Source organism: Streptomyces sp. NPDC054794, from assembly GCF_053611585.1.
In genome coordinates this window covers 70341-94803 of record NZ_JBSHAQ010000022.1, presented here as the reverse complement: position 1 = coordinate 94803, position 24463 = coordinate 70341, and the positions used below count along the sequence as shown (strand labels likewise).

Genomic DNA, 24463 nt, shown 5'->3' with positions numbered 1-24463 from the left:
TGATGGGAACGGGCTCAGACCTGGAACACCCGCATCGCCGCGGGAAAGATCAGGAACACCAGGAAGCCGGCGCACAGCAGCAGCTGCGCCACGAGCATCGACTGGGACTTCTCGCCCGCACTGCCCTCGATCTCGGAGAGTTCGCGGTGCCGCATGGTCTCGGCACGCGACGCCAGCGACTCGCGGACCTTGGCGCCGTCGTCGGCGACCAGCGCCAGTGAGGCGGACAGGTCCTTCAGCTCCTCGACGCCCAGCTCCTCGCCGAGCGCGCCGAGCGCCTGCCACTGGCTGATGCCGGTGATGCGGGCGTCGGACAGGGCGTTGCGGATGCGCTGGTTGGCCCAGCCGTCGGAGACCTCGGCGGCCGCCATCAGGGCCTCGGGCAGTCCCCGGCCGCCGGCCAGGCTCATCGACACCAGGTCGAGGTAGGCCCCGATGACCCGTCTGAGGTCCCGGCGCCGGTCGGCCGCGTCCCGCCGTACCTCCAGGTCGGGCAGGAAGAAGAAGAGCGCCGCGAACAGCAGGGCCAGCCAGACCGGGATGACCGGGCTGGAGCCGAAGCCCAGCGTCCACACCACGGCGAACAGGAACGGGCCGAAGAACAGCCCGGCGGTCGCCAGCAGCACCTTCGTCGCCAGGAACTTCTCCCAGCTGCGGTCCAGGACGGCCAGGTCCGCGCGCAGCGAGCGCTGCTCCCAGCCCTGCTGCAGGTAGAAGTCGGCGACGCGCGCGCCGACTTCGGCCCGCAGCGAGCCGAGGCGTCCCGTGTCCTTCGTCTGCCGTGCGGTCTCGAAGGCGGAACCGCGCGCCCGCATCGCGTCGATCCGGGCGACCTGGGCGACCGCGCTGCGCTTCGTCGGCATGAGGGCGCGGACGAGGGCGTAGACGCCCAGTCCGAAGACCACGCCGACGACGATCGGCATCGTGAGGTTCACCGGCGTGCACCTTCTTCCGGCTGGAACGGCTGGGGCTGGGCGCCCTGCTGGGCCGGAGTGCGGGGCCGTACGAACTGCACCGCCGCCTCGTCCCGCACCAGGAACCGTTCGGGCGTCTCGATGGTCGACAGCTTGCGCAGCCACCAGAAGCCGAGCGCGAACAGGGCGCAGACGACGGCGAGGACGAGCTGGCCGACCGCCGTGCCGTACGGCTTCACGAAGTCGCGGTTGAAGACGGAGAGGCCGAGGACGAAGGCGATGGAGACCGCGACCACGATCTGCACCGAGCGGCGTGTCGAGGCGCGCTGGGCCATCACGCGCTGGCGCATGTCGACCTCCTCGCGGGCCGACTTGGCCAGGGCGCCGAGGACCTGGCGCAGACCGGGGCCGCGCAGGCGGGCGTTGAGGATGAGCGCGGCCACGATGATGTCCGCGGACGCGTCGTCGATCTCGTCGGCGAGCACCTGGAGCGCCTCGGGCAGCGGCGTGCGGGCGCGCAACCGGTCGACGAGGGCGTCCAGGTGCGGGCGCAGGATGGGGGCGGCGGCCCGGGCGGAGGCCGGGATGGCCTGCTCCAGGCCGACGGCGCCGGCGATCGTGTCGCGCAGCGACTCCGTCCAGGAAGCAAGGGCCTCCACGCGGCGCATGGCCGCGCGTTCCTCGGCGGCGCCGCCGAACAGGCGGTCCCAGAAGAAGACGAGAACGCCGGCCGCGAGGCCGGCCACGGCCCAGCGGGTCAGCAGCAGGACGGCGAGCCCGACGATGGCGGCGAGCGAGCCGCGCTGACCGGCGAACCGGATGAGTTCGGCGGCCCGTTCGTTCGTCTTCTGCTTCTCGTGCGCGGGCTTCGCGGGCAGACCGCGCACCGCGAGCATCAGCAGCGCGAGTCCGCCGCCGACGGCGACACCACTGCCGATGGAGTACAGGACCTCGGGGGAGAACAGGCCGCCCATGGAACCGAGCGAGCCGAGAGCCTCGTATGTGGGCGCCGAGTACGTCACGCCGCTCACCCCCAAGTCCCGTGCGGCTGGTAGCCGTACGCCATCAGGTCCTCCAGGCAGGCTATGGGCGCGTGCGGTACGACCCGTCCGTCCGGGGCCTCCGCGAACACCTCGCTGGACAGCACCCGGCCGTCGACACCGTTGACCTCGCGGACGGAGGTGACCATGCGCTGGAGCCGGCCGCCCGTCTGGTAGTTGTTGCGCCGCTGGATGAAGACGACGAAGTTCACGGCGCCCGCGATCAGCATCTGGCTGGCCTCGATGGGCAGCCGCTCGGAGGCCTGCAGCGCGTACGTGGAGATACGGTTGAAGACCTCGCTGGAGCTGTTGGCGTGGATCGTGGACAGCGAGCCGTCGTTGCCCTGCGACATTGCGTTGAGCATGGTCACGATCTCGTCGCCGAGGACCTCACCGACGATGACCCGGGAGGGGTTCATACGCAGCGAACGGCGCACCAGTTCCGCCATGGCGATGGCGCCCTGCCCCTCGGAGTTGGGCAACCGCTCCTCGAACGCCACGACGTTGGGGTGAAGTTCGGGGAAGGTGTCGAGCCCGAGCTCCAGGGCGCGCTCGACGGTGATGAGCCGCTCGTGCGGCGGGATCTCGTTGGCGAGGGCGCGCAGCAGCGTCGTCTTGCCGGCGTTGGTGGCGCCCGCGATCATGATGTTCTTGCGGGCGCGGACCGCGCAGGCCATGAAGTGCGCGACCTCGGGCGTCACGGTCCCGTTGCCCACGAGGTCGGAGATGAACACCTTGCCCATGCGCGCGCGACGGATGGACAGCGCGGGCCGCCGGGCGACGTCCATGACGGCCGACAGACGCGAGCCGTCGGGCAGCCGCAGGTCGAGCTGCGGGTTGGCGGAGTCGAACGGACGCGAGGACAGACCGGAGTAGGCGCCGAGCACCTGGATGAGCTCGATGAGCTCCTCGTCGGTCTCGGCGACGGGATCCCCCTTCTCCTCCCGCCCGTCGGAGTAGCCGACGAAGACCTGGTCGCAGCCGTTGATGTCGATGTTCTCGACGTCGGGGTTGTCCAGCAGCGGCTGGAGCCGGCCCACGCCGAAGAGCGCGGCGTGCACGGCGGCCGCGTACTGCTCCTCGGTCTCCGCGTCGAGTGGGGTGCGGCCCGCGTTGATCTCGGTGCGGGCGTACTCCTCCAGGATCTGGGCGATGACCGCGCGCGCGTACTGCCGCTCGTCCTCGGTGGACATCGGCGAGACGCCGCCCACCTGGTCGAGGCGGCGCTGCTCGGCGATCCGGTCACCGGCGTCCTGCCGGAACCGCTTGACCAACTGGTGGTCGACAGCGGTCATCGGCCGGCCCCCGCGTGGCCTTGATGGGGCTGCTGAGGCTGGTTGGGCTGGTGTGTCTGGGCCTGAGCCTGATTCTGGGCCTGGGCCCCCTGCTGGGCCTGGTGAGCCTGCTGCGCCTGTGCGGATACGGCCCAGGCGGCGCCGTACTGCTGGTACAGATCCGCGGTCACCTTGCGGGCCGAGCGGATGAGCAGGGACTTGTCGAGGCGTCCGCGCCTGCGGCCGGCCAGCTGGTCGGCGCCGGCCTGGTCGTCCGCGATGGTGCCGACCACGCGGGCGCCGGTCTGGGCGTGCACCAGCATGTCGTTGACCTGGTTGACGAGCTTGCCGGAGCTGCCCGGGTCGGCGATCAGGACGACGCCGATCAGCGGGGTGGCGAGGGTCGCGGCGCCGCGCGGACCGCCGTGCAGCTTGGCGGACAGGGCCGCGGCGCGGTCCCGGACCCGGGCCAGGGCCTCGGGCTCGGTGCGCGAGACGAGCAGTACGAGGGCGGCGTGCGGGAACAGCTCGACGGCCGGGGTGTCGCCGCTGATCCGGCCGCAGTCGGCGATGACGTCGGCGGGCGCGTTCGGGGAGTCGGCGAGCGAGGCGAAGGCGTGGCCGAGGGTGGGCCAGAGCCCGGAGAGCCCGGTGGCCTGCTCGGCGATGCCGAGCCCGACGAGCACTTCCAGCCCGCCGCTCAACGGCTGGACGTGGTCCCAGAGTTGGTCCGGCACCAGTCCGCGGCGGGCGGTCGCCGCTATGGACAGCATGCCGATGTTCGGGTTGAGCTGGCCGCCGTGCGCGGCGGCACTGCGGTAGACCAGGTCGCCGCCCGCCGGGTCGGTCTCGGCGAGCAGCGAGCGCCGCGGCCAGACCGCCGCGAGGGCGACGGCCGTGGTGGTGACGCCGGGGGAACCCTTGTCGGCGGCGATTGCGATGAGCGCCATGGGGTGGGTGCCGCCTTCTAGTTGCCGTTGCCGGGTACGTGCACGATGGCGACCGCACCGGCGGACGCGGCGCGCGCCACGGCGGCGGCGTCGCTCTGGTCGACGAGCAGCGTGAGCGAGAGGTTGCCGGTGCTCACGGTCGCATCGCTGTCCTCGGCGACCTTGTCGACCTTGGCGTTCTCGACGAGGGCGGTCCCGCCGGAGGAGGTTCCGGCGGAGGAACCGGTCTTGTCCGAGCCGGAGTTGCCGCTGTCGACGTTGTAGACGGCGACGGAGTCACCGGGCTTGATGTCGGCCGGGTACTGGCCCTCCTTGAGGGCGACGCCCACGGCGGCCTTGCCGGACGGGAGGCTGCTCTTGCCGGTGAACATGTCACCGATGACGACGGTGCCCGCGTAGATCGTGGACTTGGCCTGGAGCTCCTTGAGGGAGCCCAGCTGGGACCACTTCACGTAGTGGATGCTGTCGTCGGCGGCGACCATCACGGAGGTGACGTCGCTGTCCTTGACGGACTCGCCGGCCTCGATCGTGCTCGTCACCTTGACGACCTCGATCCGGTCGCCGGCGCGCAGCACGAGAGTCGTGGCGCCGAGCGCGCCGAGCAGGATCAGCAGCACGGCGAGCGCGGCCAGGGCCGGTTTGCGCTCGCGAGGCGGTGTGGGAAGCCGGTCGCCGACCGACGGCTGAGCCGGAGCGGCGGAACGACCGGCGCCCGCCCCCGTACGCTCTTGGATCTTCACGCAACCGCTCCCCGTACACCCAAGAAAATGTCTGCCAAGTTCCTTGCAAAAGCGGACACTTCACCCCCGAACGCCCGCACGCGAGAGCACGGGACACACTGGACGCACCGCCCGACCTGGCCGAATACCGATGGCCGGGGTGAGTGTCAAGCGATCGCACCGTATCAGTCGCCCATGGGCCCCTCAAGGCGAGTTGCGCCTCCCTGGCGCCGACCGACGCGCCGTTACCCTCTGCAACCGACGGTGTGCGCATGCCAGTTGACCACGGGGGGCGGACGGGGCCACCACCTGTGCGCCAGCGAATGCGCCGCCGCCCCACCATCCCAGGGCCACCGACGCCCTCCTCACGGACCGCCCACGATGCCTGCACGAATCACACACGCGCGCGGTGCGGTTGAGTCGCAAGAGGTCTTGGGGAAGACACTGCAAATGGGTCCAGCAGCATACCGGCGAGACCAGAAGACGTCGCGGTGGCGTCACGCACCTCGGCTCACCCGACGTGAGCTCGCCTCGTGTGGGGAACCAATCGTGAACCGCGGTGAACCGGGGTCCCCGCGGCGGGACCTGATACGTTCCGTCGCCGTGCAACAGCTCGCCGCGCGACGCGACGCCGGACACGTCGGTGACGACCTTCCAGGGCGTGTACGAAGTTCGGGCGGGGAACTCCTCCGACGCGAACGGACACGTGACCATCACCGACTCGGACCCGCCCTGCCACACTTGGATCTTCACGGGTCCCGACCTGAACACCCGCAAGAACCCCCCAAGTTGCTTTGCCTTCGCAAGCTTCGCTCCGCGGTCGCATGGCGTCCCTCCGACGCCGTGCGCAAGCCGGAAGAACACACAGCCCAGAGCAACCTTCGACCCCAGGTGCCGCCGCGTCAGCAGCACATAGGCCCGCTCAACGGGGTTACAAGCAGGCTTGCATGACCGCTCAGCAAGTAATGCCGGGCGCAACCCGGCTCCGGCAGCTCCTTTCTTGATGAAGACGCTGCAAACAGGTCCATGGATAGGCTGACCGGGACCATCCAAGGATCAAGGAGAGCCTCCGCATGAAGAGAACGGCCACCCTGGCCGCCTCCGCACTGTTCGTGCTGTCCCTCATCGCGCTCACCGGGTGCGGCGGCAGTGGCAAGTCCGAAGCCGACAGCAAACCGGACGTGTCGGCCACTCCTACGAGGGCGGTCAGTCCCGCCCAGCAGGTGCAGCAGCAGATGCTCACGGGGACGGAGGCGGCCGGCTACGGCGTGTCGAAGCTGCGACCCGACTACCTGTTGGCCAAGACCCAGAAGGAACTGACCGTCGACAAAGCCACGTGCCTGCCGGCCGGTTACGCCATGAACCAACTTCCGATGGGCTCCCCCCAGGCTCACCTGACCCGGGTCGCCGCCAAGAAAGAGCCGGACGGAATCCTGACGTACATCACGCTGTCCTCCTACGCCCATGGCCAGGCACAGGCCATCATGGCCGACCTCTCCACAGCGGTGAAGTCCTGCGCCAGCGGCTTCGCGGCCAAGGGGCCCGGCGGCAAGAACCCGTACAAGACGGTCAGGCCGGAGACGGCTCCGACCGGCGGCGACGAGGCGCTCGCCTTCGCCGCCACCTTCGACGCCGGCGGCCAGACCCAGACCGTCCGCACGCAGGTCTTCCGCTTCCACGACACAGTGGTCACCTATTTCGCGATCGACAGCCAGGCCTTCCTCAGGCAGTCCGCAGGCAACGCCCGGATTCCGTCGGGTGTCGTCAAGGCGCAGAACGCCAAGCTGGGATGACGGACCTGGGCCCGCAGTCCGTTCGTCACGTGCTATCGACGGTTGTGAACTCCCATGTCCAGGCCTTGACTTTGGCGGATCGGTCCTGGTGAAACCGCGACTCACACCGATAGCGTCCCTCCCCTTGCGTCCATCCTCATCCCACTGGGAGTCACTCGTGAACCGCCGTTCTTTGCCCGTTGCCGCCGCGCTCGCCGCGACCGCAGCCCTGCTGCTGACGGCGTGCGGTGGCAGTGACCACACATCCAAGAGCAACGACAAGATCCCAGGGGCCGACACCGGCGACCAAAAGAGCTCGCCGTCGCCGAGCACTTCGGCAGACAACAGCGCTGGGCGACCCAAGATCGCTCTCCCCGGTGACGTCCATGACGTCTTCGATGGCTGGAAGACCGGAGATCCGAAGACTGATCCGGTACTCGCAGACGCCGGACGCACCATCGACGCCACGAACTATGCCATCACGCAGGGAAATCCGGACGAACCCGCGCTCGGTTTCTACTACAAGGGGGATGCGCTCGTCGGAGCTGCCCAGTGGGTCAAGCAGGGCAACGACGCGGGCGTGACCCTCACCGGAACGACGCGATACTTCAACCCCAAGGTTGATGTGTATGCGGCAAACCGGGCGACGCTCAGCTACTGCTCGTTCGAGGGCAAGGCATACGCGAAGAACCGCAAGACCAATAAGGTCGAGAAAGACCCGGTCACCAACAACTCATACGTGCTGTACGTCACGCGCCTGGAGAAGAACGGCAAGGGCGTGTGGCAGACGTCCATTTTCAAGGGCGACAGGGGGAACAAGGCGTGCAGGCCGTGATCAGTGGTCGCAGTTGGGTTGTCGTGGCCGGTGTTGCCATCGCATGCACCGTGATCGCGTCTCCTGCTCAGGCCGGCTACTCCCCAGGGGGCGGTACGCATGGCCAGACGACGACAAGCGCCAAGCGCAGCGGGCAAACCCTGGAGTCCCGCATCACCTTCACGGGATCCACCCGGGCCGCCGGTGATTCGTCCCCTACCGTGACCCCCGTCGGCGACTGGACGCCGCCCGCTTGCTGGTACGAACCCATCTCGGCGCAAGAGTTCGCCAAGAGAACCGAAGACGGCTACAAACTCGTCGTCGACGATCCGGATCAGCCCAATTACGCCAAGGTGGCGACGGGCCAATTCCGGGACATCTACAAGGACGGCAAGTACAAGAACTACAACCTGGATCAGGCCGACAAGGGCAACTGGTGGGTGACCGCACAGGATCCGAGCCGCCTGAACGACCTCGCGGCCTGGGAATGCGACGACCTGCCGTTCTGGGTCGACAACGGCGACAACCCGCGCGTCAAGAATGCCGTCTCCCCGAAAATCCTGGCGGAACTCGCCTACAACCGCATCAAACTGCCCAGCACCGCTGTCTCTCTCGCCCCCGACGGAACCACCAAGGTCAAGCTCCCCACCTGGGCCTGGCTCGACAAGACCAAATTCAAGAAGGTCTCCGTCACGGCCTCACTGAACGTGGCGGGCCTCAACATCCAGGCCACCACTACGGCCAGACCAGTCTCTCTGACACTGCAGCCGGGCACCACGGAGGCCGAGACCTTTCCCGCATCCGGCGAATGTGCGATCAACGCCGACGGCTCCATCGGCGACCCGTTCGTCAAGGGCAAGGCCGACCAGACCCCGCCCTGCGGCATCAAGTACCTCCGCTCCTCCGGTAACGGCGCCTTCCAGATGAAGGCCACCATCACCTGGCAGATCAACTGGACAGGAACCGGCGGTGCGGGCGGTGATTTGCCGGACGGGACCTTCGGGGCCACGCAGGAAGTCACCGTCCAGGAGATCCAGACAGTCAACCGGTAGCGACAGAGCCCGACAGCGAGGCATCACCGTGAGAGCTCGCGCCGTCCGGGCGTCCGAAGACGGCTTCTCCGGCGTTGCGCTGTGAGCGGCCGCCAGGGTGGCGAGGTGCGGAGGGAAACGGAGTTCGCCTACCGCTCCCTCCTCGCTCCCCTGTTTGCAGGCGCGCTCGTCCTAATGGCGGTCCTGGACATGTTCTGGGGAGACGACACCTGGCGGTGGGCGGCCGGGACGTGGCCGAGTGGGGTGTGCCGCTTCGCGGTCCACCTTGGTCTCTCCGCCCCGTGCCTGCTCGTCCTCTCCGGGTGGGCACTGGGCAGGGCCGATCACCTGTCGCGGAAGAGCCGCCCGGTTCGCCGTGGGGCGGTGGGGCTCGTCTCCAGCATCGTCGAAGTCGCGGTGTTGGTCCGGCGCTTCGTCGTCCTGGAGCGGCGTCGCGTCCCTGCCCATACCCCTGAGTACGAACTGAGCACAGAAGTTGACCGATTTGCCATAATAAATTCACACTCAGCCAGGCGCCGAAGCTCCATCCGCCTGGCGAAACCACCGGTCACACCGCTACCTTCGGTGTTCTTGACGAAACATTACCGATCTTTGGCTCCACGGGGGTGGACCGTGCTAGGCGCCACGGGGGTGCACCATGGCTGACAGGACACGAGCGGATCTCGATACCATCCGGGACTGCTCCGACTCCCTTTTCCGTATTCACCGCGAGTTCAAAGAGCACGGGAATCCGGCCGACGAATTCCGCGACGATCTGGGCAGCGGCACGCTCCGCGATGTCTTCGACGAGTTCTCCGACACGTGGAAGAAGACACGCAAGAAACTCATGAAGGACATAGAGAACCTGGCCAAGTACACCAAGACCGCGGCCGACACGTACGACGAGGTGGACCACAAACTGGCCCAGGCCCTCCGGGACGCCCGCAAGAACTCGAAGGGGAAGAAGTGACTCGCCCCCGCGACTGGGAACCTCTGCACGACGGCGACCCCATTCCCGGCGACCCGTACGAAGTCGCCAGGCTCGGCAAGCAGTTGCGCACCATGGCCGACGAGATCGACAAGCAGGCCGGCAACATCCGGGCGCTGGCTTCCGTCGAGGGCTGGGACAGCGACGCCGGCCGTGCGTTCCACGAGGTGGCCGACGGTGCCTCTGGGCGCCTCAAGCGGGCCTTCGACCGCTATGACGAGGCTTCCAAGGCCCTCGGGACGAAGGTCGTGGAGGGCGGTGAGTCCAAAGAGTACGCGAGCGAGCTGCACCGGGCCCAGAAGATCGCCGACAAGGCGCTGGCGGACTTCCGCGAGGCGGAAGGCGACCAAAAGAGCGCCGTCAGCGGGCTGGACCAGTACAAGGACACCGTCCCCAGCAAGGACGACGTTTCCGAGCGGACCCGTCTCGAGAAGAAGCGCGACGGTGCGATGGACGTCATACGTCGCTGCCACAGTGAGATCGGCCGGGCGAAGATCATTCGCGACGAGGCCGCCCAGGCCGCCGCCAAGCACATAAAGAACGTCGTCCATCACGACGGCGTCCGCGACCCCGGCGGGATCATGAACTTCCTCGCCGACTGGGCCGACTTCTTCTCGAACCTGTCGGCCGTGTTCTCGATCCTGGCGGTCATCTGCGCGTTCGTGCCGCCATTGGAGTTCCTGGTACCGCTGTTCGCGGCACTTGCCGTGATCACCAGCGCGGCCGCGCTCGCAGGGCATTTGTACGACATGACCGTGCGCGGCGGTGAGTTCAACGGCATGAAGCTCTTCTTCGACGCCCTGGGCGTCATGCCTGGTCTCGGCGTTCTCAAGGGCTTCAAGGCCCTCAAGGGACTCAAGGGTCTGGCCAAGCTGCGTGGTCTTCGCTTCAGTGGCATGGCGGCGGCGGAGGGCGTGGGCTTCAAGTTCTTCAACGGCATCGGCGTCAAGGCCGTGAACACGATTCTCGCCAAGGCCGGCAAGCCCGCCCTGGAAGGACGAAGGATTACAGCCGCCATCAAGAGCGGAAGCTTCGTCAGCGCCATGGTGAAGGTCTTCACCGGACACAACGGCGAGGGCACCGGCGATCCTGGTGACTACCCGAAGGTGACCCCGAGCCCGTCGCCCCAGCCGGCTCCCACCCCGGCTCCCAAGCCCACGTCGGCGCCGTTCCACGCCGCTCTCGCCCACTGACCCCGGAACAGCCCGAAGGAGTGCCCCGCACATGTCCGAAGAAGACCGCGAGCTCGGTCCCGGTGAGTACCGGGCACGGGCCGGGATCATCAGGAAGATGGTCCCGGGAGAGGTCCTGGCCTCGGTCCCGGCCGCACGCGAACTCGCCGAATCCGAAGGCCGCCGACTCCAGTTCGACTTCCTTGACGACGCAGCGGTGCTGAAGCTGCTCCACTTGCGCTACCTCGACCAGGAGAAGATGCGCAGCGGAGGAATGCGGCTGGGCCTTACATCCGCCTTCGTTCTCATGGGGCTCTTCGTGTACTGGGGCGCGTACGTCCAGTACTGGGAGTCGTCGAAGTCTCAGTCGGCGTACTACGCCGCAGCCGGTACCGTGGTTGGCGTCATCGTCCTTCTCTACGTCATTTCTCTGAGGCGGCACTGGGGCGACCGCCCCCGGCAGAAGGTACGCGCGAGGTCTGCCGCTTACCGAGAGATCGCGCATGTCGCCTCCCGGCACGGCGCCGAACTCCCGGAGTTCTACCCCCACTACGGGCCGTACCCCTTCGCCGCCAACTTCTACGCCGACGCGGCGGAGCTCGAACTGCCAAGTGAGGCAGGCGAACGATGAGCACAGTCACGACAGAGGCCGAGTTCGCGTCGGTCGTGGACGGCGAGGCCGTGCACGTTCGCTGGATCATGCCGGAGGGCTTCTTCGAGCTGCCCATGGACGTGGAGTCCGTGGAGGAGCTTGCCGACGGGCTGATCGACCTGGCGCGCCGGGTGATGCCGGGTGCCCCGGAAGACATGCAGTACCAGTGGGCCGCCATCTGTGCGGGCAACTACGACGCGTTCGTCGAAGCGAGCGTCCAGTACGCCGGCTTCGTCATCACGGAGGTCGACGGAACCCGCTGCACGGCCACCGTGCACGTCTCCCTCATGGATCTGGCGGAGGAGGCCCGGTTCAGCCCCGTGCATGCCACGACCGGCGCCCTGACCGCGCTCGATCGCGGTGAGGTCGCTGAAATCAGCCTGCCCTGCGGCCCGGCCGTGTCGTGGATCGGTACCCGGCAGGCGGCCATCGACGCCGCGCTCGTGCCGTCGGGGCACGACGAGCCCTTCTGGACGTCGTTCATCCAGGTGCAGGTCCCCCTGCATAACGGCACGGTGCTGGTACTGGAGATGGTGACACCGACCCAGGAGGGGTGGGAGGTCTTCTCCGCCATGTTCGCGGGCATCCTGAAGAGCCTCTGCTTCTTCGACGGCGAGGGCAACGTCCTGGGGCTCCCCGCGTGACCGGTCGGACCCAGGCGGAGCCTCCCGAGGACTACCGGCTGCTCGTCCCGCGCGACTGGTTCCGGATCGACCTCACGCTCGACCGCTGGCGTCCCCAGCTGAAGACGTTCGTCGACCAGCAGGCATGCCGTCGCCCCATGTCCGCGGAGGCCAGGCAGGAACTGTGGACGGTGCTGCGCAACACCGCCGAGCGTGGTGTCGCCGAAGGCGCGTTGGAGCTCTTCCTGCGTACGGAGGCCGAATCAGCCACTCCGGCAACCTTGTTGATCTCCCTGCTTCCGATGCGGGGAGTGCTCGACGCGCCGCCGAAGGAGCTCGCGCAGGCGTTCTCGGCCCGCAGGGGGGAGGGCGCGGAGGTGACTGTCGTGCCTCTCCCCGCCGGTGACACGGTACGCGTGGCCACGACGACGACGTTGGACCTCTACGTCCACATGCCGGGCGAGGTCGGATACCTGTTGCTGGCCTTCACCGTTCCGCTGAGCGGCATCAAGAGTCCCATGGGCGATCTGTGCGAGGCCATCTCCGGCTCGTTGCGGTGGGTGTGAGGCAGACGGACGTAGGACGGTGCGGCGGGCCGCAAGCCCGCCGCACCGTCGAACAGCTCTCAGCCGAGCATCACTTGCTCTTGGCCGACTTGGCCAGCTCGTCATCGATCTGCTCGAACTTGTCGGCCGCGTTGGTGAGGTAGTCGCCCATGCCGTCCAGGCCGTCGAGGGTGTCCTTCGTGCCCCGCACGAACTCGTCGAAGTTCTCGTCGAAGGCCTTCGACGAGCTCTTGGTGACGTAGCCGGACTCGACCAGGTTCGCGATGTACTTGCGCAGGCCGTCGAGCTTCTCGTGGAGCTTTTCCTTCTCCTTCACGACATGCTTGGCGGCATCGCGCATGTCCTGGTATGTGACATCAAGGTCCTTGGCCATGAAGCTGCTCCCTCTTCAACACGCCGCAGGGCCAACCCCCGTGGCTCCCTGTTTGCGGACGAGACGAGTGGGGTGCGTGGTTCCACCGGTGTGATCGTCCGCTCTTGCGGCAGCAGCTTACGGCCGTTGCGCGTGCCGTTGCCATCGGGAAGCCTTACCGGTCTCCCCGTTGTCCCGCGGCAACAGGGAGCGGATATCGTCGCCTTCACTGTGACCTGCGTGGCGAAAGCGGCCACAGGGGGCTTGGGGAGGACAAGCGTGCGCCTGACTCTGACCGTCGTCGACCCGTTCGGCGGGGGCTCCGCCGACGTCGTGCTCGATGCCGATCCCGAGTCCACCGTGGGGGACATCGCCCAGGAGCTGGCCCAGCAGGTCGGGCACAGTGGGGCGCAGGTCATTCCGTTCGGACAGCATCATCAAGCACCGGCCGGTGGCGCGCCGTTCGTGTACGTCGACGGGTACGTCGTCGACCCCACGGCCACCGTGGTCGGCTCGCCGTTGCGGGAGGGGGCCGTCGTCAGCCTCCAGGATCCCGCCGGCTGTCTGCCCGGCGAGCCCACGGGACTGGTCGAACTGCGCGTCGTCGGCGGGCCCGTGGCCGGATTCGTGCACCGCCTCGGAGTGGGCCGGTACGACATCGGCAGCGGAGCCGCCTCGTACATCCGGATCGACGACCCGGAACTTGACGCCCGCGCCCTGACGTTGTCAGTTGCAACGGACGGCACCTGCCAAGTCACCGTCCATCAGGACAAAGAGGGGGTCACGAAGGACGGCTCGGCCGTCGAGGACGACTCCTGGCCCCTCGGCGCCCAGATCGCCATCGGCAACACGCTTCTGGAGCTCGGGCGTTACACCCCGCCCAACGCCGCCCTGAAGTGGTCCGACGACGGGGTGGGGCTCGACTACAACCGGCCGCCGCGGCTGCGCCCGCCGGACCGGCAGACCAAGTTCCGGCTGCCCAGCCCGCCCAGGGAGTACGAGGCCCGGCCGCTGCCCTGGCTGATGGCGCTCACGCCCCTCGTGGGGTCCGTGGTGTCGGTGCTGATCTTCCACCGCTGGTACTACCTGATCATGGCGGGGCTCAGCCCCATCATGCTGTTCGCCAACTACTTCATGGACAAGAAGCACGGGCGCAAGTCCCATGCGAAGCAGCTCAAGGAGTACAAGGAGCAGAAGGAGCGGATCGAGAAGGACGCCCAGGACGCCCTCACCGCGGAGCGGCAGGACCGGCGCGGCGCCATACCCGATCCCGCCGCTGTGCTCTCCCTGGGCACCGGACCGCGGACCCGGCTGTGGGAGCGGCGGCGTACGGACCGGGACCATCTGCTGGTCCGGGTCGGCACCGGGCGGCTGCCCTCGGAGGTCGTCCTGGACGACCCCGAGCAGGACGACCACCGGCGCCAGGTCACCTGGAACATCGAGGACGCGCCCGTCGCCCTGTCCCTCCGCTCCCTCGGCGTCATCGGCATGGCGGGGCCCGGCGACTCGGCCCGCTCGCTCGGCCGGTGGGCGGTCGCGCAGACCGCCGCGCTGCACAGCCCGATGGACGTGCAGTTCTACGTGCTCAGCGAGAACAGCGCCAGGGACAGCTGGGACTGGATGCGCTGGCTGCCGCACGCCAAGCCCTCCGGCGGGCAGGACGTCAACGTCCTCATCGGCACCGACGCCGAGACCGTCGGCGCCCGCATCGGTGAATTGACGCAGATCCTCGACGCCCGCAAGAAGGCCGCCGAGCAGAACCGTGGGCAGGGGGCCTCCTTCAGCGAGCCGGACATCGTCGTCGTCTGGGACGGGTCGCGGCGGCTGCGGTCGCTGCCGGGTGCCGTACGACTGCTGCGCGAGGGCCCGGCCGTCTCCCTGTACGCGATCTGTCTGGACGCCGAGGAGCGGTTCCTGCCGGGTGAGTGCCAGGCGTTCGTCGTCGCCGAGCCCAAGGCGCGGGAGTACGACGCGAACGGCGCCGCCGACCGGCCCGCGGCGCAGCAGCAGGTCGCCGGCGGCTTCCCCTCCTTCCAGGCCTGGCATGCCACGAGCACGCCCGAGGCCGAACGCGCCCAGCAACCACAGGAGTTGCGGCTGCGCGTCGAGGAGGCCGGCGCGGAGGGCATCAAGGACGTACGGCCGGACTTCGTCTCCGCTCCTTGGTGCCTGCGTCTGGCGCGCTCCCTCTCCCCCCTGCGCGACATCAGCGGCGAGACCGAGGACTCGGCCCTGCCGGGTGCCAGCCGGCTGCTCGACGTGCTCCAGCTGGAGCCGCCGACGAGCGATGCCATCGTCGCGCGGTGGCGGATGGGCGGGCAGTCGACGCTCGCGGTGATCGGTGAGTCGTACGACGGTCCGTTCGGCATCGACATGCGCAAGGACGGCCCGCACGGCCTGATCGCCGGTACCACCGGTTCCGGTAAGTCGGAGCTGCTGCAGACCATCGTGGCGTCGCTGGCGGTGGCCAACACGCCGGAGAACATGACCTTCGTCCTCGTCGACTACAAGGGCGGCTCGGCGTTCAAGGACTGTGTGAAGCTGCCGCACACCGTCGGCATGGTCACCGACCTCGACGCCCACCTCGTCGAGCGCGCGCTGGAGTCGCTGGGCGCCGAGCTGAAGCGGCGCGAGCACATCCTCGCCGCCGCCGACGCCAAGGACATCGAGGACTATCAGGATCTCGTGCGCAGGGATCCGTCCCATGCGCCGGTGCCGCGGCTCCTCATCGTCATCGACGAGTTCGCGTCCATGGTGCGCGATCTGCCCGACTTCGTGACGGGGCTCGTCAACATCGCCCAGCGAGGGCGTTCGCTCGGCATCCATCTGCTGCTCGCCACCCAGCGGCCCAGCGGTGTCGTGTCCCCGGAGATCCGCGCCAACACCAACCTCCGTATCGCCCTGCGGGTGACGGACGGCGGCGAGTCGAGCGACGTCATCGACTCGCCCGAGGCCGGGCACATCTCGAAGAACACGCCGGGCCGGGCGTACGTGCGGCTCGGTCACGCGTCCCTGGTGCCCTTCCAGTCGGGGCGCGTCGGTGGCCGCAGGCCCGGCGCCGCCGATCCCGCCGCCCTCGCCCCCTGGGTGGGCGAGCTGACCTGGGAGGACCTGGGCCGGGCGGCGCTGGTGAAGCCGAAGGCCGAGGCCCGCGAGGACGAGGAGATCACCGACCTGAAGGTGCTCGTGGACGCGGTCCGCGACGCCAACCGGTCGCTGGGCATCCCCGCGCAGCACAGCCCCTGGCTGCCCGCGCTCTCCGAGACGCTGCTGCTCGACGAGATCGAGATCCCGGTCGCCGGTCTCGCGGCGGGCAAGCTGCCGCCCGCGCCGTACGGTGTGGAGGACCTGCCGGCCGATCAGGCACGCCGGCCGGTCGTGGTCGACTTCGCCACCTTCGGTCACCTGATGATCGGCGGTGCGCCGCGCAGCGGCCGTTCCCAGGTGCTGCGCACCCTCGCGGCCTCCCTCGCGCGCACGCACTCCTGCGCCGACGTCCACCTGTACGGCATCGACTGCGGCAACGGCGCGCTCAACGCGCTGACCCGGCTGCCGCACTGCGGCGCGGTGGTGGGCCGTAACCAGACTGAGCGGGTGATCCGCCTGGTCAACCGGCTCAAGGGCGAACTCGGCCGCCGTCAGGACCTGTTGGCGGACAAGGGCTACGCCGACATCGGCGAGCAGCGGGCCGACGCGCCCGAGGACGAGCGGCTGCCACACATCGTCGTACTGCTCGACCGCTGGGAGGGCTGGGTGCCCACCCTCGGCGAGATCGACCACGGGTCGCTGACCGACGAGCTGACGACGATGATGCGCGAGGGCGCGAGCGTCGGTATCCACCTGGTCCTCACCGGTGACCGCACGCTCCTCGTCGGCCGCATCGCCACGCTCACCGAGGACAAGTACGGTCTGCGGCTCGCCGACCGCAGCGACTTCTCCACGCTCGGCATCCCGGCCCGCAAGGTGCCGGAGGAGATCCCGCCGGGCCGCGCGTTCCGCAACGAGTCCGGTACGGAGACGCAGTTCGCGCTGCTGTCCGAGGACACCACGGGTCAGGGCCAGGCGGCGGCGATCGGGGCCATCGGCGAGGCGGCCGCGGCGCGGGACGCGGACGTGCCGCGCGCCCGGCGCCCGTTCCGGGTGGACAGCCTGCCGAGCCGGATCTCCTTCGCGGACGCCTGGGAGATGCGCGACCCGGAGGCCTCCCGTTCGCGGCTGTGGGCGCTGGCGGGCATCGGCGGCGACGAGATCGTCGGCTTCGGCCCGGACCTGGCTCAGGGGGTACCGACGTTCGTCATCGCGGGCCCGGCCAAGTCCGGCCGCTCGACGGTCCTGATGAACTTTGCCCAGTCCTATCTCTCCCAGGGCATACGGCTGGTCGTCGCGGCCCCGCGGCAGTCGCCGCTGCGCGGGCTCGACGGCACGGAGGGCGTGCTGAAGGTCTTCACCGGGGACGACATCGACGAGGACGACTTCGAGGAGGTCATCGACTCGGCGTCGCTGGAGGAGCCGATCGCGGTCCTGGTCGACGACGGCGAGATCCTCGAAGACCTCGACGCCGAGTCCCACATGAAGCGGATCGTCTCGCGCGGCGCCGAACGCGGCCTCGCCCTCGTCATCGCCGGTGACGAGGAGGACGTGTGCAGCGGTTTCTCCGGCTGGCAGGTCGACGCCAAGAAGGCCCGCCGCGGCATCCTCCTGTCCCCGCAGGAGTCGTCGAGCGGCGACCTCATCGGCGTACGGCTGTCGCGGAGCATGGTCGGCGGCCAGGTGGTGCCCGGGAAGGGCATGCTGCACCTGGGCGACGGCGAGCTGCGGACCGTGGTGATCCCGGGGTGAGCAAGGGGTCGGCGAGGCCGGGCCGGCCGCAGGCGGCGGGCCCGGGACTCCGGCGGCCGGTGGCTAGTCGACCTTCGACATCCGGGAGACCGGGTTGCCCTCGGCCGAACTGTCCGACGTGTACTTGAGGTCGTCGCCGACCGGGGTCAACTCCACCAGGTGGGGTGCGGGGTTGCAGCCCTCGTGGTTGCCCTTGGCGCCCACGGACCGGGCGACGATCCGGGTCTTCGTCACCTTCTTCAGGGTGAGCACGTCGGTGCAGACGCCGCCGAGTTGATCGGTCTGTGTCATCCGGCCCAGTTCGTCGCCGATGCCCACCCGGTGGACCGTGAGCCGGAAGGTGCCGATGGGGAGGTTGCCGTCGAGGGCGGTGCCCTGGCCCTCCCAGGTGCCGAGGTAGCGGTCGGGGACGGCGTGCGACGCCGTGTCCTCGCCGTTGGTGTCCCGACTGGAGGGGGCGCTGGCCGCCGCGCTCGGCGCCGGGGAGTGGGCGCTGCCACCGACCGAGTCGCTGTCTGCCCCACCCCCGAAGGGGCGCAGCACGAACCCCAGCCCCACGGTCACCGCGGCCAGCGCCCCGGCCACCGCGAGGGCCACCGTGCAGCTGACCCGGCGTCCGCGTCCGCCCTCGCCCGGAGCCGAGGTGGCCGCCACGCTGACGGAGACCTTCCCCGGCCGCTGTTCGACGGGCACCGCGTCCCGCTGCTCGGGCACCACGGTCGCCGCCCCCGGCGCGGCATCCCGGACCCCGGGCATGGAGGTCCGCGGCCCCGGGACCGGTGCCCCGGCCCCCGGCACACCCGGCAGCGGCATCCCGGGCACACCCGACCCCGGTACCGGCATCCCGGGCACCGAAAACCCCGGTGCCGACACCCCCGGCACCCCCGCCCCCGGCATCTCGGGCGCCGGTCCGAACTCCCCCGCCCTCGCCCCCGAACTCCCGCCCACCGACGGACCGGTGAACCCCACCGGCCCCGAGGGCGCCGACTCCGTCGTCTCCAGGTTGAGCAGTTGCACGGCGCCGCGGCTGACCTGCTCGACCAGGATCCCGGGCAGCCAGCCGCCCGTGACCAGCCGGGCCGCGCCGTCGGGTGCCAGACGGCGGGCGACCTCCTCCGGGGCCGGCCGCACGGCCGCGTCCTTGGTCAGGCAGGCCTCGGCCACCTCGCGCAGGTCCCCGCCCATCCCGCCGAGTTCCGGCTGCTCGTGGACGACCTTGTAGAGGAGGGCGGCCGAGGAGTCCCCGGGGAACGGTGGCTCACCGGTGGCCGCGTACGCCAGCACCGCGCCGAGGGAGAAGACGTCCGCCGCGCCCGTGACGCCCTTGCCCAGGATCTGTTCGGGCGACATGTAACCGGGCGAGCCGATCGACACGCCGGAGGAGGTCAGCGACGCCGTGCCGTCCGTGGCGCGGGCGATGCCGAAGTCGATGAGGAGCGGACCGTCCAGGGTCAGCAGCACGTTGGACGGCTTCACGTCCCGGTGCACCAGCCCCAGCACGTGCACCGCCGCCAGCGCCTCGGCGAGGCCCGCGCCCAGCGCCCGTACCGTGTGCGCGGGCAGGGCGCCGACGTCGGCCACGGCCGCCGCGAGGGAGGGGCCGGCCGCGTAGGCGGTGGCGACCCAGGGCACGGCGGCCTCCGGGTCGGCGTCCAGGACCGGCGCGGTCCAGGCCCCGCCGACCCGCCGGGCGGCCTCGACCTCGCGCCGGAAGCGGGCGCGGAACTCCTCGTCGAGCGCGAAGTGCGGGTGCACGATCTTGACGGCGACCGTACGGCCGCCCGCGCTCCGCCCCAGGTACACGCGCCCCATCCCGCCGGAACCGAGCCGGCCGAGGAGCCGGTAGGGCCCGACGACGGTCGGTTCGTCGGCCGCGAGCGGCTGCATGGCGTCCCCTCCCCCTGGGTCCTGCCGTCGAACTGGGCCCTGCCGTCGAACGACAGGGCCTACGCCTGGCTGTCCAGCAGCGTAGTGATTAGGACGGGAGCAGATCCACCTTCACATCCGCCGGGAAGCCGGTCGTCGGCCCGACCCGGCGCGCGAACTCGGCGACCGCCTCCAGCTGCGGCCCGCCGAAGCGGAAGTCGAGGGTGGTGAAGTACCGCTCCAGGACCTTCTCGTCGAAGGCCTCCCAGCGGGCGGCCTGCTCGGCGACCTTGCCGACCTCCTCCAGGGAGAGGTTGCGGGAGGAGAGGAAGGCCTCGTGGACCTGACGCGTGATCATCGGCTCGCGCTCCAGGTAGTCCCGCCGGGCCGCCCACACCGCGAAGACGAACGGCAGCCCCGTCCACTCCTTCCACAGCGCGCCCAGGTCGTGCACGGCGAGGCCGTAGCGCGGCCCGTCGTGGAGGTTCGCCCGCAGCGCCGCGTCGCCGATGAGCACGGCCGCGTCGGCCTCCTGCATCATCAGGCTGAGGTCGGGCGGGCAGGTGTAGTACTCGGGTTGGACGCCGTAGCGCTCGGCGAGCAGCAACTGGGCCAGCCGCACGGAGGTGCGGGAGGTCGAGCCGAGGGCGACGCGGGCGCCGTCGAGCCGGTCCAGCGGGACCTGCGAGACGATCACGCAGGACATCACCGGGCCGTCGCAGCCGACCGCGATGTCGGGGAAGGCGACCAGGTCGTCGGCGTTGCGCAGGAATTCGACGAGGGTGATCGGGCCGATGTCCAGGTCACCCCGGACCAGCTGCTCGCTGAGCTTCTCCGGCGTGTCCTTGGTCAGGTCGAAGTCGAGGAGGGTGCCGGTTCTCGCGAGCCCCCAGTACAGGGGCAGGCAGTTCAGGAACTGGATGTGGCCGACGCGCGGCCGGGTGCGAGAATTGTCCACATCGCGAGACTAGACCCCATGGGGTACGGTGCTGACTCCGACCCCTCCGTCAACCCAATAGGGCGAGTTCTTCAAACATCCGGGTGACGTGATCTTGACCTCTATTGCTTTCGGCTGCCCGCATGCTAGGCTCGCCGCAAGTTGCAGTTTGGTTTCCCTTGCAGTACAGAGCCTGCGGAGCATGTGACCGCGGGCTCTCGTCGTTTTCAGACGTATGCAGTTGTGCAGCACCGTTTCGCACTTGCAGGTTCTGGAGCAGGGCAACCCTTTTGAGCCCAAGGAGGGCTTATGGCTACCGGAACCGTGAAGTGGTTCAACGCCGAAAAGGGCTTTGGCTTCATCGCCCAGGAGGGCGGCGGCCCCGACGTCTTCGTTCACTACTCCGCGATCAACGCCTCCGGCTTCCGCTCCCTCGAGGAGAACCAGCAGGTGAGCTTTGACGTGACGCAGGGCCCGAAGGGTCCGCAGGCGGAGAACGTCACCCCCGTCTGATCTCTGCCTGATCGCAGAACCTGAGAGCAGTACCCAAGGAGCCCCGTGCCGTACGGCGACGGGGCTCCTGCCTTTTTCCACACGCGTTCATTTCTCGTTCACGCGCCTCACATGTGCTGCATGATCAGTACAAAGGTCGTACCGGGCAGCAGCGCCTCGTACGCGTGCGGAACGTCCCCGCGATAGGTCAGATAATCCCCGGGCCCCAGTTCCACGGCCTCACCGCTCGGCCCGGCCTTCACCTTCCCGGTACTCACGACGAGATGCTCGACGGTTCCCGGAATGTGCGGCTCCGAGACCCGGGCCGCGCCAGGCTCCGCGCGCAGGTGGTAGATGTCCCGCCGGGCGCCCGGCGGGCTCGCCGACAACAGGGTGGCGACGTAGTTGGCCTGCTCGGAGGCGACGGTCGGGCCCTCGCCGACCCGGATCACGCGCACCGACGGCGTCGGCGGCTCGACCAGCGCGCTGAACGGCACCCCCAGCGCCACGCCCAGCGCCCAGATCGTCTCCATGCTGGGATTCCCGCTCGCCGCCTCCAGTTGCGAGAGCGTGGACTTCGCGATGCCGGCCCGTTTGGCCAGCTCGGACAGGGACAGCCCGGCCCGGGTGCGCTCGCGTTTGAGGGACGCGGCGATCCAGTCGAGGGGCAGCCGGGAAGGCGGGGGCACCGCTGCGTCGGACACGTTGTTCGCTCCATCGGTACGATCGTTCGCCTTGACGAACAGGGTCTCTGCTGTTCATTGTAGAAAACATGCGTTCGCTGCTCCGAACAGACCCAAGACGCGAAACACGCCCCTCGGCGGACGGCACCGACCGCGCCGACCGCACCGTCCGCGCGCTGGTGCGTGACAGCTCGCTCGTCTGGCTCGCCGGCGGCATCGTCGGCGTGTCCTTCGGGGCGATCTCCGTGGCCGGCGGGCTGCCGGTCTGGGTGCCGGTGCGGTGGCCGAAGGGATGTCAGAGGGAGCGGATAGGGTCCGCGACCATGACCGACGCCGACTTCCTCACCACCACCCGGACCTTCTACGACACCATCGCCGAGGACTACGCGGCCCACTTCCCCGACCCCCTGGGCACGAGACCGCTGGACCGGGCGGTGCTGTCCGCGTTCGCGGAACTGGTCGGGGACGGCGGGCGGGTGGCGGACCTGGGCTGCGGGCCGGGGCGGGTGACGGCGCACCTGGACTCGCTCGGTCTGCGGGTCTTCGGGGTCGATCTGTCCCGGGGGATGGTGGAGTTCGCCCGCCGGGAGCATCCGGATCTGACCTTCCGGCAGGGCTCGATGCTCGACCTGGACCTGCCCGACGGGGACTTGGCGGGGGTGGTCGCCTGGTACTCGGTGATCCACACCCCAGTGGACCGGCTGCCGGACCTGTTCGCCGAGTTCTACCGGGTCCTGGCCCCGGGCGGCCATCTCCTGCTGGCCTTCCAGGTCGGCGACGAACCCCTGCGCCTGGACCGGCCGTTCGGCCACCCGGTCCGCCTCGACTTCCACCGCCGGCAGCCCGGCCGGATGACCGAGCTGCTGACGGCGGCCGGATTCGAGCCGCTGGCCCGGACCGTGCGCGAGCCGAACCGCGAGGCCGGCGAGTCGACCCCGCAGGCCTTCCTGATCGCCCGCAAGCCCGGCTGACCCACCCCGGAACACCCCTACAGCGTCCCGGCGATGTCCAGCGCGGCGATGTAGCCGAAGGTCATCGCCGGGCCGATGGTCGACCCCGCGCCCGCGTAGCTGTGTCCCATGACGGCCGCGCTGGCGTTCCCGGCGGCGTACAGCCCGCGGATCACCGAACCGTCGGCGCGCAGCACCCGCGCCCGCGCGTCCGTCACCAGCCCGCCCTTCGTGCCGAGGTCGCCCGGCACGATCCGGAAGGCGTAGTACGGGGGCAGCCACAGGGGCGCGAGGCAGGAGTCGGGGAGGACGATCGGGTCCGTGTAGTAGTGGTCGTAGGCGCTGTCGCCGCGGTGGAAGTCGGGGTCCTTGCCGCTCAGGGCCTGGGAGTTGAACCGGTCGACGGTGGACCTGAGGGCGCCCGCCGGGACGCCGATGGCGGAGGCGAGGGCGTCCCAGCTCCAGGCCTTGTGGGCGGCCCGGGAGCTGTACCAGTCGTCGGGGAACGGCAGCGTCGGCGCGACGTCCCGGAACAGGTAGCGGTTGCGGTAGTTCTGGTCGACGATCAGCCAGGCCGGGATGTCCGGGTCGGTCGGGTTGCGGTCGTACATGGTGTGGACGACGTCGCTGTACGGGGCGGCCTCGTTGACGAACCGGCGCCCGGCCGCGTTGACCATCAGGCCGCCGGGAAGGGTGCGTTCGGCGAGGCAGAAGTAGGCCTGGCCGGGCAGCGGAACGGCGGGGCCCCACCAGGCGTCGTCCATCAGGTCGAGCGCGCCGCCCACCCGCTCGCCGGCCCGGATGCCGTCACCCGTGTTCTCCTTGGCGCCGACGGTCCACTCCGTCCCGATGGGCTGCCGCTGGTATCGCGCCCGCATGGCGGCGTTGCGCTCGAACCCGCCGGACCCGACGACGACCGCGCGCCGGGCGCGGACGAGTCCGGCGGCGCCGTCCCGGGTCACGACCGCGCCGGTGACCGCCCCGTTCTCGGTGGACAGGTCGGTGAGCGGGGTGTTGAGCCAGACCGGCACCTGGGCGTCCAGCAGCCCCTTGCGCAGCCCGGCCGCGAGGGACTGCCCCATGGTGAGGGGCTTCTGCCCGAGCAGGGCGGCCTTGGTGCCGCGGGCCAGGCATTCGGCGGCGACGGCGGCGCCCTTGACGTTCACCGCCGCGAGGGCGAGCCACTTGTAGTCGGCGCTGAAGACCACCATGCCGGCCGGGACCGCCAGGTACGCCGGGTTGAGGTGGGCGAGTTCGCCGCCGAGGAGGTTGCCGTCGAGCTGGTCGGGTTCGATGGACCGGCCGCCCGGCAGGCCGCCCGGCAGCTCGGGGTAGTAGTCGCTGTAGCCCTCCATCCACCTAAACCGCAGCGGGCTGTTGGCCATGACGAACGCGATCATGCCCGGCCCGTGGGCGAGGAAGGCCTGCTGCCGCGAGGCGGGCACGTCGGACCCCACCACGGCCGCGAGATAGGCGCTGGCCTTCGCCGGGGTGTCCGGCACGCCGGCGGCCAGCAGGACGGGGTTGTTCGGTATCCAGATCCCGGCTCCCGAGCGGGCGGCGGACCCGCCGAAGGTGGCCGCCTTCTCCACGACGACACAGCTCAGCCCCTGCTTGGCGGCGGTGAGCGCGGCCGTCATGCCCGCGGCGCCCGCCCCGATGACGACGACGTCGTACGTACCGAGGACGGGTAAGTCGGCGGCGTCGGCGCTCTGCCCGGTGGCCGTGCCGACCGCGAGGGCGGCGCCGGCGCCTGCGGCGGCGCCGAGCACATGTCTCCGGGTGGGTGCTCCGGTGCGTCTCACGGCCATGGCAGGTCCCTCCAGAGG

At 69.8% G+C, this 24463-nt stretch carries 21 protein-coding genes; 11 read left to right on the top strand and 10 right to left on the bottom strand.

The genetic code is table 11. The annotated features are described in order from the left end of the window. Positions 1-14 precede the first annotated feature (14 nt). Genes ACWGKT_RS23615 through ACWGKT_RS23595 form a run of 5 tightly spaced genes read right to left on the bottom strand, consistent with a single transcriptional unit; the run spans position 15 to position 4918 of the window. Positions 15-935: a type II secretion system F family protein gene (locus ACWGKT_RS23615; protein ID WP_453275244.1), complete on the bottom strand. Its 921-nt coding sequence runs from the start codon at positions 933-935 to the stop codon at positions 15-17. Next, a complete protein-coding gene (locus ACWGKT_RS23610) occupies positions 932-1888 on the bottom strand; it encodes a type II secretion system F family protein (protein WP_453275286.1) in 957 nt (318 codons plus the stop codon). The genes ACWGKT_RS23615 and ACWGKT_RS23610 overlap by 4 nt, the downstream gene beginning before the upstream one ends. A gap of 53 nt (positions 1889-1941) precedes the next feature. After that, positions 1942-3249: a CpaF family protein gene (locus tag ACWGKT_RS23605; protein ID WP_356144075.1), complete on the bottom strand. Its 1308-nt coding sequence runs from the start codon at positions 3247-3249 to the stop codon at positions 1942-1944. Beyond that, complete coding sequence (locus ACWGKT_RS23600; protein ID WP_453275243.1) at positions 3246-4178, bottom strand: hypothetical protein; 933 nt, start codon at positions 4176-4178, stop codon at positions 3246-3248. Before ACWGKT_RS23600 ends, ACWGKT_RS23605 begins: the two co-directional genes overlap by 4 nt. Positions 4179-4195: 17 nt before the next feature. Then, on the bottom strand, positions 4196-4918 hold the full coding sequence (locus ACWGKT_RS23595) for a hypothetical protein (protein WP_356144071.1): 723 nt from the start codon (positions 4916-4918) through the stop codon (positions 4196-4198). Between the two features lie 1052 nt (positions 4919-5970). Here ACWGKT_RS23595 and ACWGKT_RS23590 point away from each other — a divergent pair. The 8 genes from ACWGKT_RS23590 (at position 5971) to ACWGKT_RS23555 (ending at position 12515) form a co-directional block, all read left to right on the top strand. Next, entirely contained in the window at positions 5971-6690 is a 720-nt protein-coding gene (locus tag ACWGKT_RS23590) for a hypothetical protein (RefSeq protein WP_453275242.1), read from the top strand. 157 nt (positions 6691-6847) lie between these two features. Next, complete coding sequence (locus ACWGKT_RS23585; protein WP_453275241.1) at positions 6848-7504, top strand: hypothetical protein; 657 nt, start codon at positions 6848-6850, stop codon at positions 7502-7504. Continuing rightward, on the top strand, positions 7492-8535 hold the full coding sequence (locus ACWGKT_RS23580) for a hypothetical protein (protein WP_453275240.1): 1044 nt from the start codon (positions 7492-7494) through the stop codon (positions 8533-8535). The genes ACWGKT_RS23585 and ACWGKT_RS23580 overlap by 13 nt, the downstream gene beginning before the upstream one ends. A 637-nt stretch (positions 8536-9172) precedes the next feature. Further along, entirely contained in the window at positions 9173-9484 is a 312-nt protein-coding gene (locus ACWGKT_RS23575; RefSeq protein WP_235459411.1) for a hypothetical protein, read from the top strand. Continuing rightward, entirely contained in the window at positions 9481-10695 is a 1215-nt protein-coding gene (locus ACWGKT_RS23570) for a putative T7SS-secreted protein (RefSeq protein ID WP_453275239.1), read from the top strand. The genes ACWGKT_RS23575 and ACWGKT_RS23570 overlap by 4 nt, the downstream gene beginning before the upstream one ends. Before the next feature lie 31 nt (positions 10696-10726). Then, on the top strand, positions 10727-11305 hold the full coding sequence (locus ACWGKT_RS23565; RefSeq protein ID WP_453275238.1) for a hypothetical protein: 579 nt from the start codon (positions 10727-10729) through the stop codon (positions 11303-11305). After that, complete coding sequence (locus ACWGKT_RS23560) at positions 11302-11970, top strand: hypothetical protein (protein ID WP_453275237.1); 669 nt, start codon at positions 11302-11304, stop codon at positions 11968-11970. The genes ACWGKT_RS23565 and ACWGKT_RS23560 overlap by 4 nt, the downstream gene beginning before the upstream one ends. Then, positions 11967-12515, top strand: coding sequence for a hypothetical protein (locus ACWGKT_RS23555; RefSeq protein WP_453275236.1), 549 nt, complete (start codon positions 11967-11969; stop codon positions 12513-12515). Before ACWGKT_RS23560 ends, ACWGKT_RS23555 begins: the two co-directional genes overlap by 4 nt. Positions 12516-12585: 70 nt before the next feature. Here ACWGKT_RS23555 and ACWGKT_RS23550 read toward each other — a convergent pair whose 3' ends face one another. After that, positions 12586-12888 (bottom strand): WXG100 family type VII secretion target, encoded by a 303-nt coding sequence (locus tag ACWGKT_RS23550; protein WP_453275235.1) that lies wholly within the window; start codon positions 12886-12888, stop codon positions 12586-12588. Positions 12889-13146: 258 nt separating this feature from the next. Between ACWGKT_RS23550 and ACWGKT_RS23545 the strand changes: the two genes are divergently transcribed. Beyond that, positions 13147-17706 carry an FtsK/SpoIIIE domain-containing protein gene (locus ACWGKT_RS23545; protein WP_453275234.1) on the top strand — a complete coding sequence of 1520 codons (4560 nt, stop codon included), beginning with the start codon at positions 13147-13149 and terminating at the stop codon, positions 17704-17706. A 63-nt stretch (positions 17707-17769) separates the two neighbouring features. Here the strand turns inward: ACWGKT_RS23545 and ACWGKT_RS23540 are convergent, their stop codons facing one another. Both ACWGKT_RS23540 and ACWGKT_RS23535 read right to left on the bottom strand, forming a co-directional pair. Then, the gene (locus tag ACWGKT_RS23540) at positions 17770-19593 is read right to left on the bottom strand and encodes a protein kinase domain-containing protein (protein ID WP_453275233.1); all 1824 of its coding nucleotides are present in this window, start codon (positions 19591-19593) and stop codon (positions 17770-17772) included. Between the two features lie 88 nt (positions 19594-19681). Then, the gene (locus ACWGKT_RS23535) at positions 19682-20530 is read right to left on the bottom strand and encodes a menaquinone biosynthetic enzyme MqnA/MqnD family protein (protein WP_453275232.1); all 849 of its coding nucleotides are present in this window, start codon (positions 20528-20530) and stop codon (positions 19682-19684) included. Between the two features lie 288 nt (positions 20531-20818). Between ACWGKT_RS23535 and ACWGKT_RS23530 the strand changes: the two genes are divergently transcribed. Beyond that, positions 20819-21022, top strand: coding sequence for a cold-shock protein (locus ACWGKT_RS23530; RefSeq protein WP_003992177.1), 204 nt, complete (start codon positions 20819-20821; stop codon positions 21020-21022). Positions 21023-21129: 107 nt separating this feature from the next. Here the strand turns inward: ACWGKT_RS23530 and ACWGKT_RS23525 are convergent, their stop codons facing one another. Continuing rightward, a complete protein-coding gene (locus ACWGKT_RS23525; protein ID WP_453275231.1) occupies positions 21130-21705 on the bottom strand; it encodes a helix-turn-helix domain-containing protein in 576 nt (191 codons plus the stop codon). A gap of 302 nt (positions 21706-22007) precedes the next feature. Between ACWGKT_RS23525 and ACWGKT_RS23520 the strand changes: the two genes are divergently transcribed. Beyond that, complete coding sequence (locus ACWGKT_RS23520) at positions 22008-22655, top strand: class I SAM-dependent DNA methyltransferase (protein ID WP_453275285.1); 648 nt, start codon at positions 22008-22010, stop codon at positions 22653-22655. Between the two features lie 17 nt (positions 22656-22672). Here ACWGKT_RS23520 and kstD read toward each other — a convergent pair whose 3' ends face one another. Beyond that, entirely contained in the window at positions 22673-24445 is a 1773-nt protein-coding gene (kstD, locus tag ACWGKT_RS23515; RefSeq protein WP_453275230.1) for a 3-oxosteroid 1-dehydrogenase, read from the bottom strand. Positions 24446-24463 lie beyond the last annotated feature (18 nt).

Coding starts and splice junctions, on each gene's coding strand:
- ACWGKT_RS23610 (WP_453275286.1), bottom strand. CDS start 1,888: ATGGGCGGCCTGTTCTCCCCCGAGGTCCTGTACTCCATCGGCAGTGGT.
- ACWGKT_RS23605 (WP_356144075.1), bottom strand. CDS start 3,249: ATGACCGCTGTCGACCACCAGTTGGTCAAGCGGTTCCGGCAGGACGCC.
- ACWGKT_RS23600 (WP_453275243.1), bottom strand. CDS start 4,178: ATGGCGCTCATCGCAATCGCCGCCGACAAGGGTTCCCCCGGCGTCACC.
- ACWGKT_RS23590 (WP_453275242.1), top strand. CDS start 5,971: ATGAAGAGAACGGCCACCCTGGCCGCCTCCGCACTGTTCGTGCTGTCC.
- ACWGKT_RS23575 (WP_235459411.1), top strand. CDS start 9,173: ATGGCTGACAGGACACGAGCGGATCTCGATACCATCCGGGACTGCTCC.
- ACWGKT_RS23565 (WP_453275238.1), top strand. CDS start 10,727: ATGTCCGAAGAAGACCGCGAGCTCGGTCCCGGTGAGTACCGGGCACGG.
- ACWGKT_RS23560 (WP_453275237.1), top strand. CDS start 11,302: ATGAGCACAGTCACGACAGAGGCCGAGTTCGCGTCGGTCGTGGACGGC.
- ACWGKT_RS23550 (WP_453275235.1), bottom strand. CDS start 12,888: ATGGCCAAGGACCTTGATGTCACATACCAGGACATGCGCGATGCCGCC.
- ACWGKT_RS23540 (WP_453275233.1), bottom strand. CDS start 19,593: ATGCAGCCGCTCGCGGCCGACGAACCGACCGTCGTCGGGCCCTACCGG.
- ACWGKT_RS23530 (WP_003992177.1), top strand. CDS start 20,819: ATGGCTACCGGAACCGTGAAGTGGTTCAACGCCGAAAAGGGCTTTGGC.
- ACWGKT_RS23520 (WP_453275285.1), top strand. CDS start 22,008: ATGACCGACGCCGACTTCCTCACCACCACCCGGACCTTCTACGACACC.
- kstD (WP_453275230.1), bottom strand. CDS start 24,445: ATGGCCGTGAGACGCACCGGAGCACCCACCCGGAGACATGTGCTCGGC.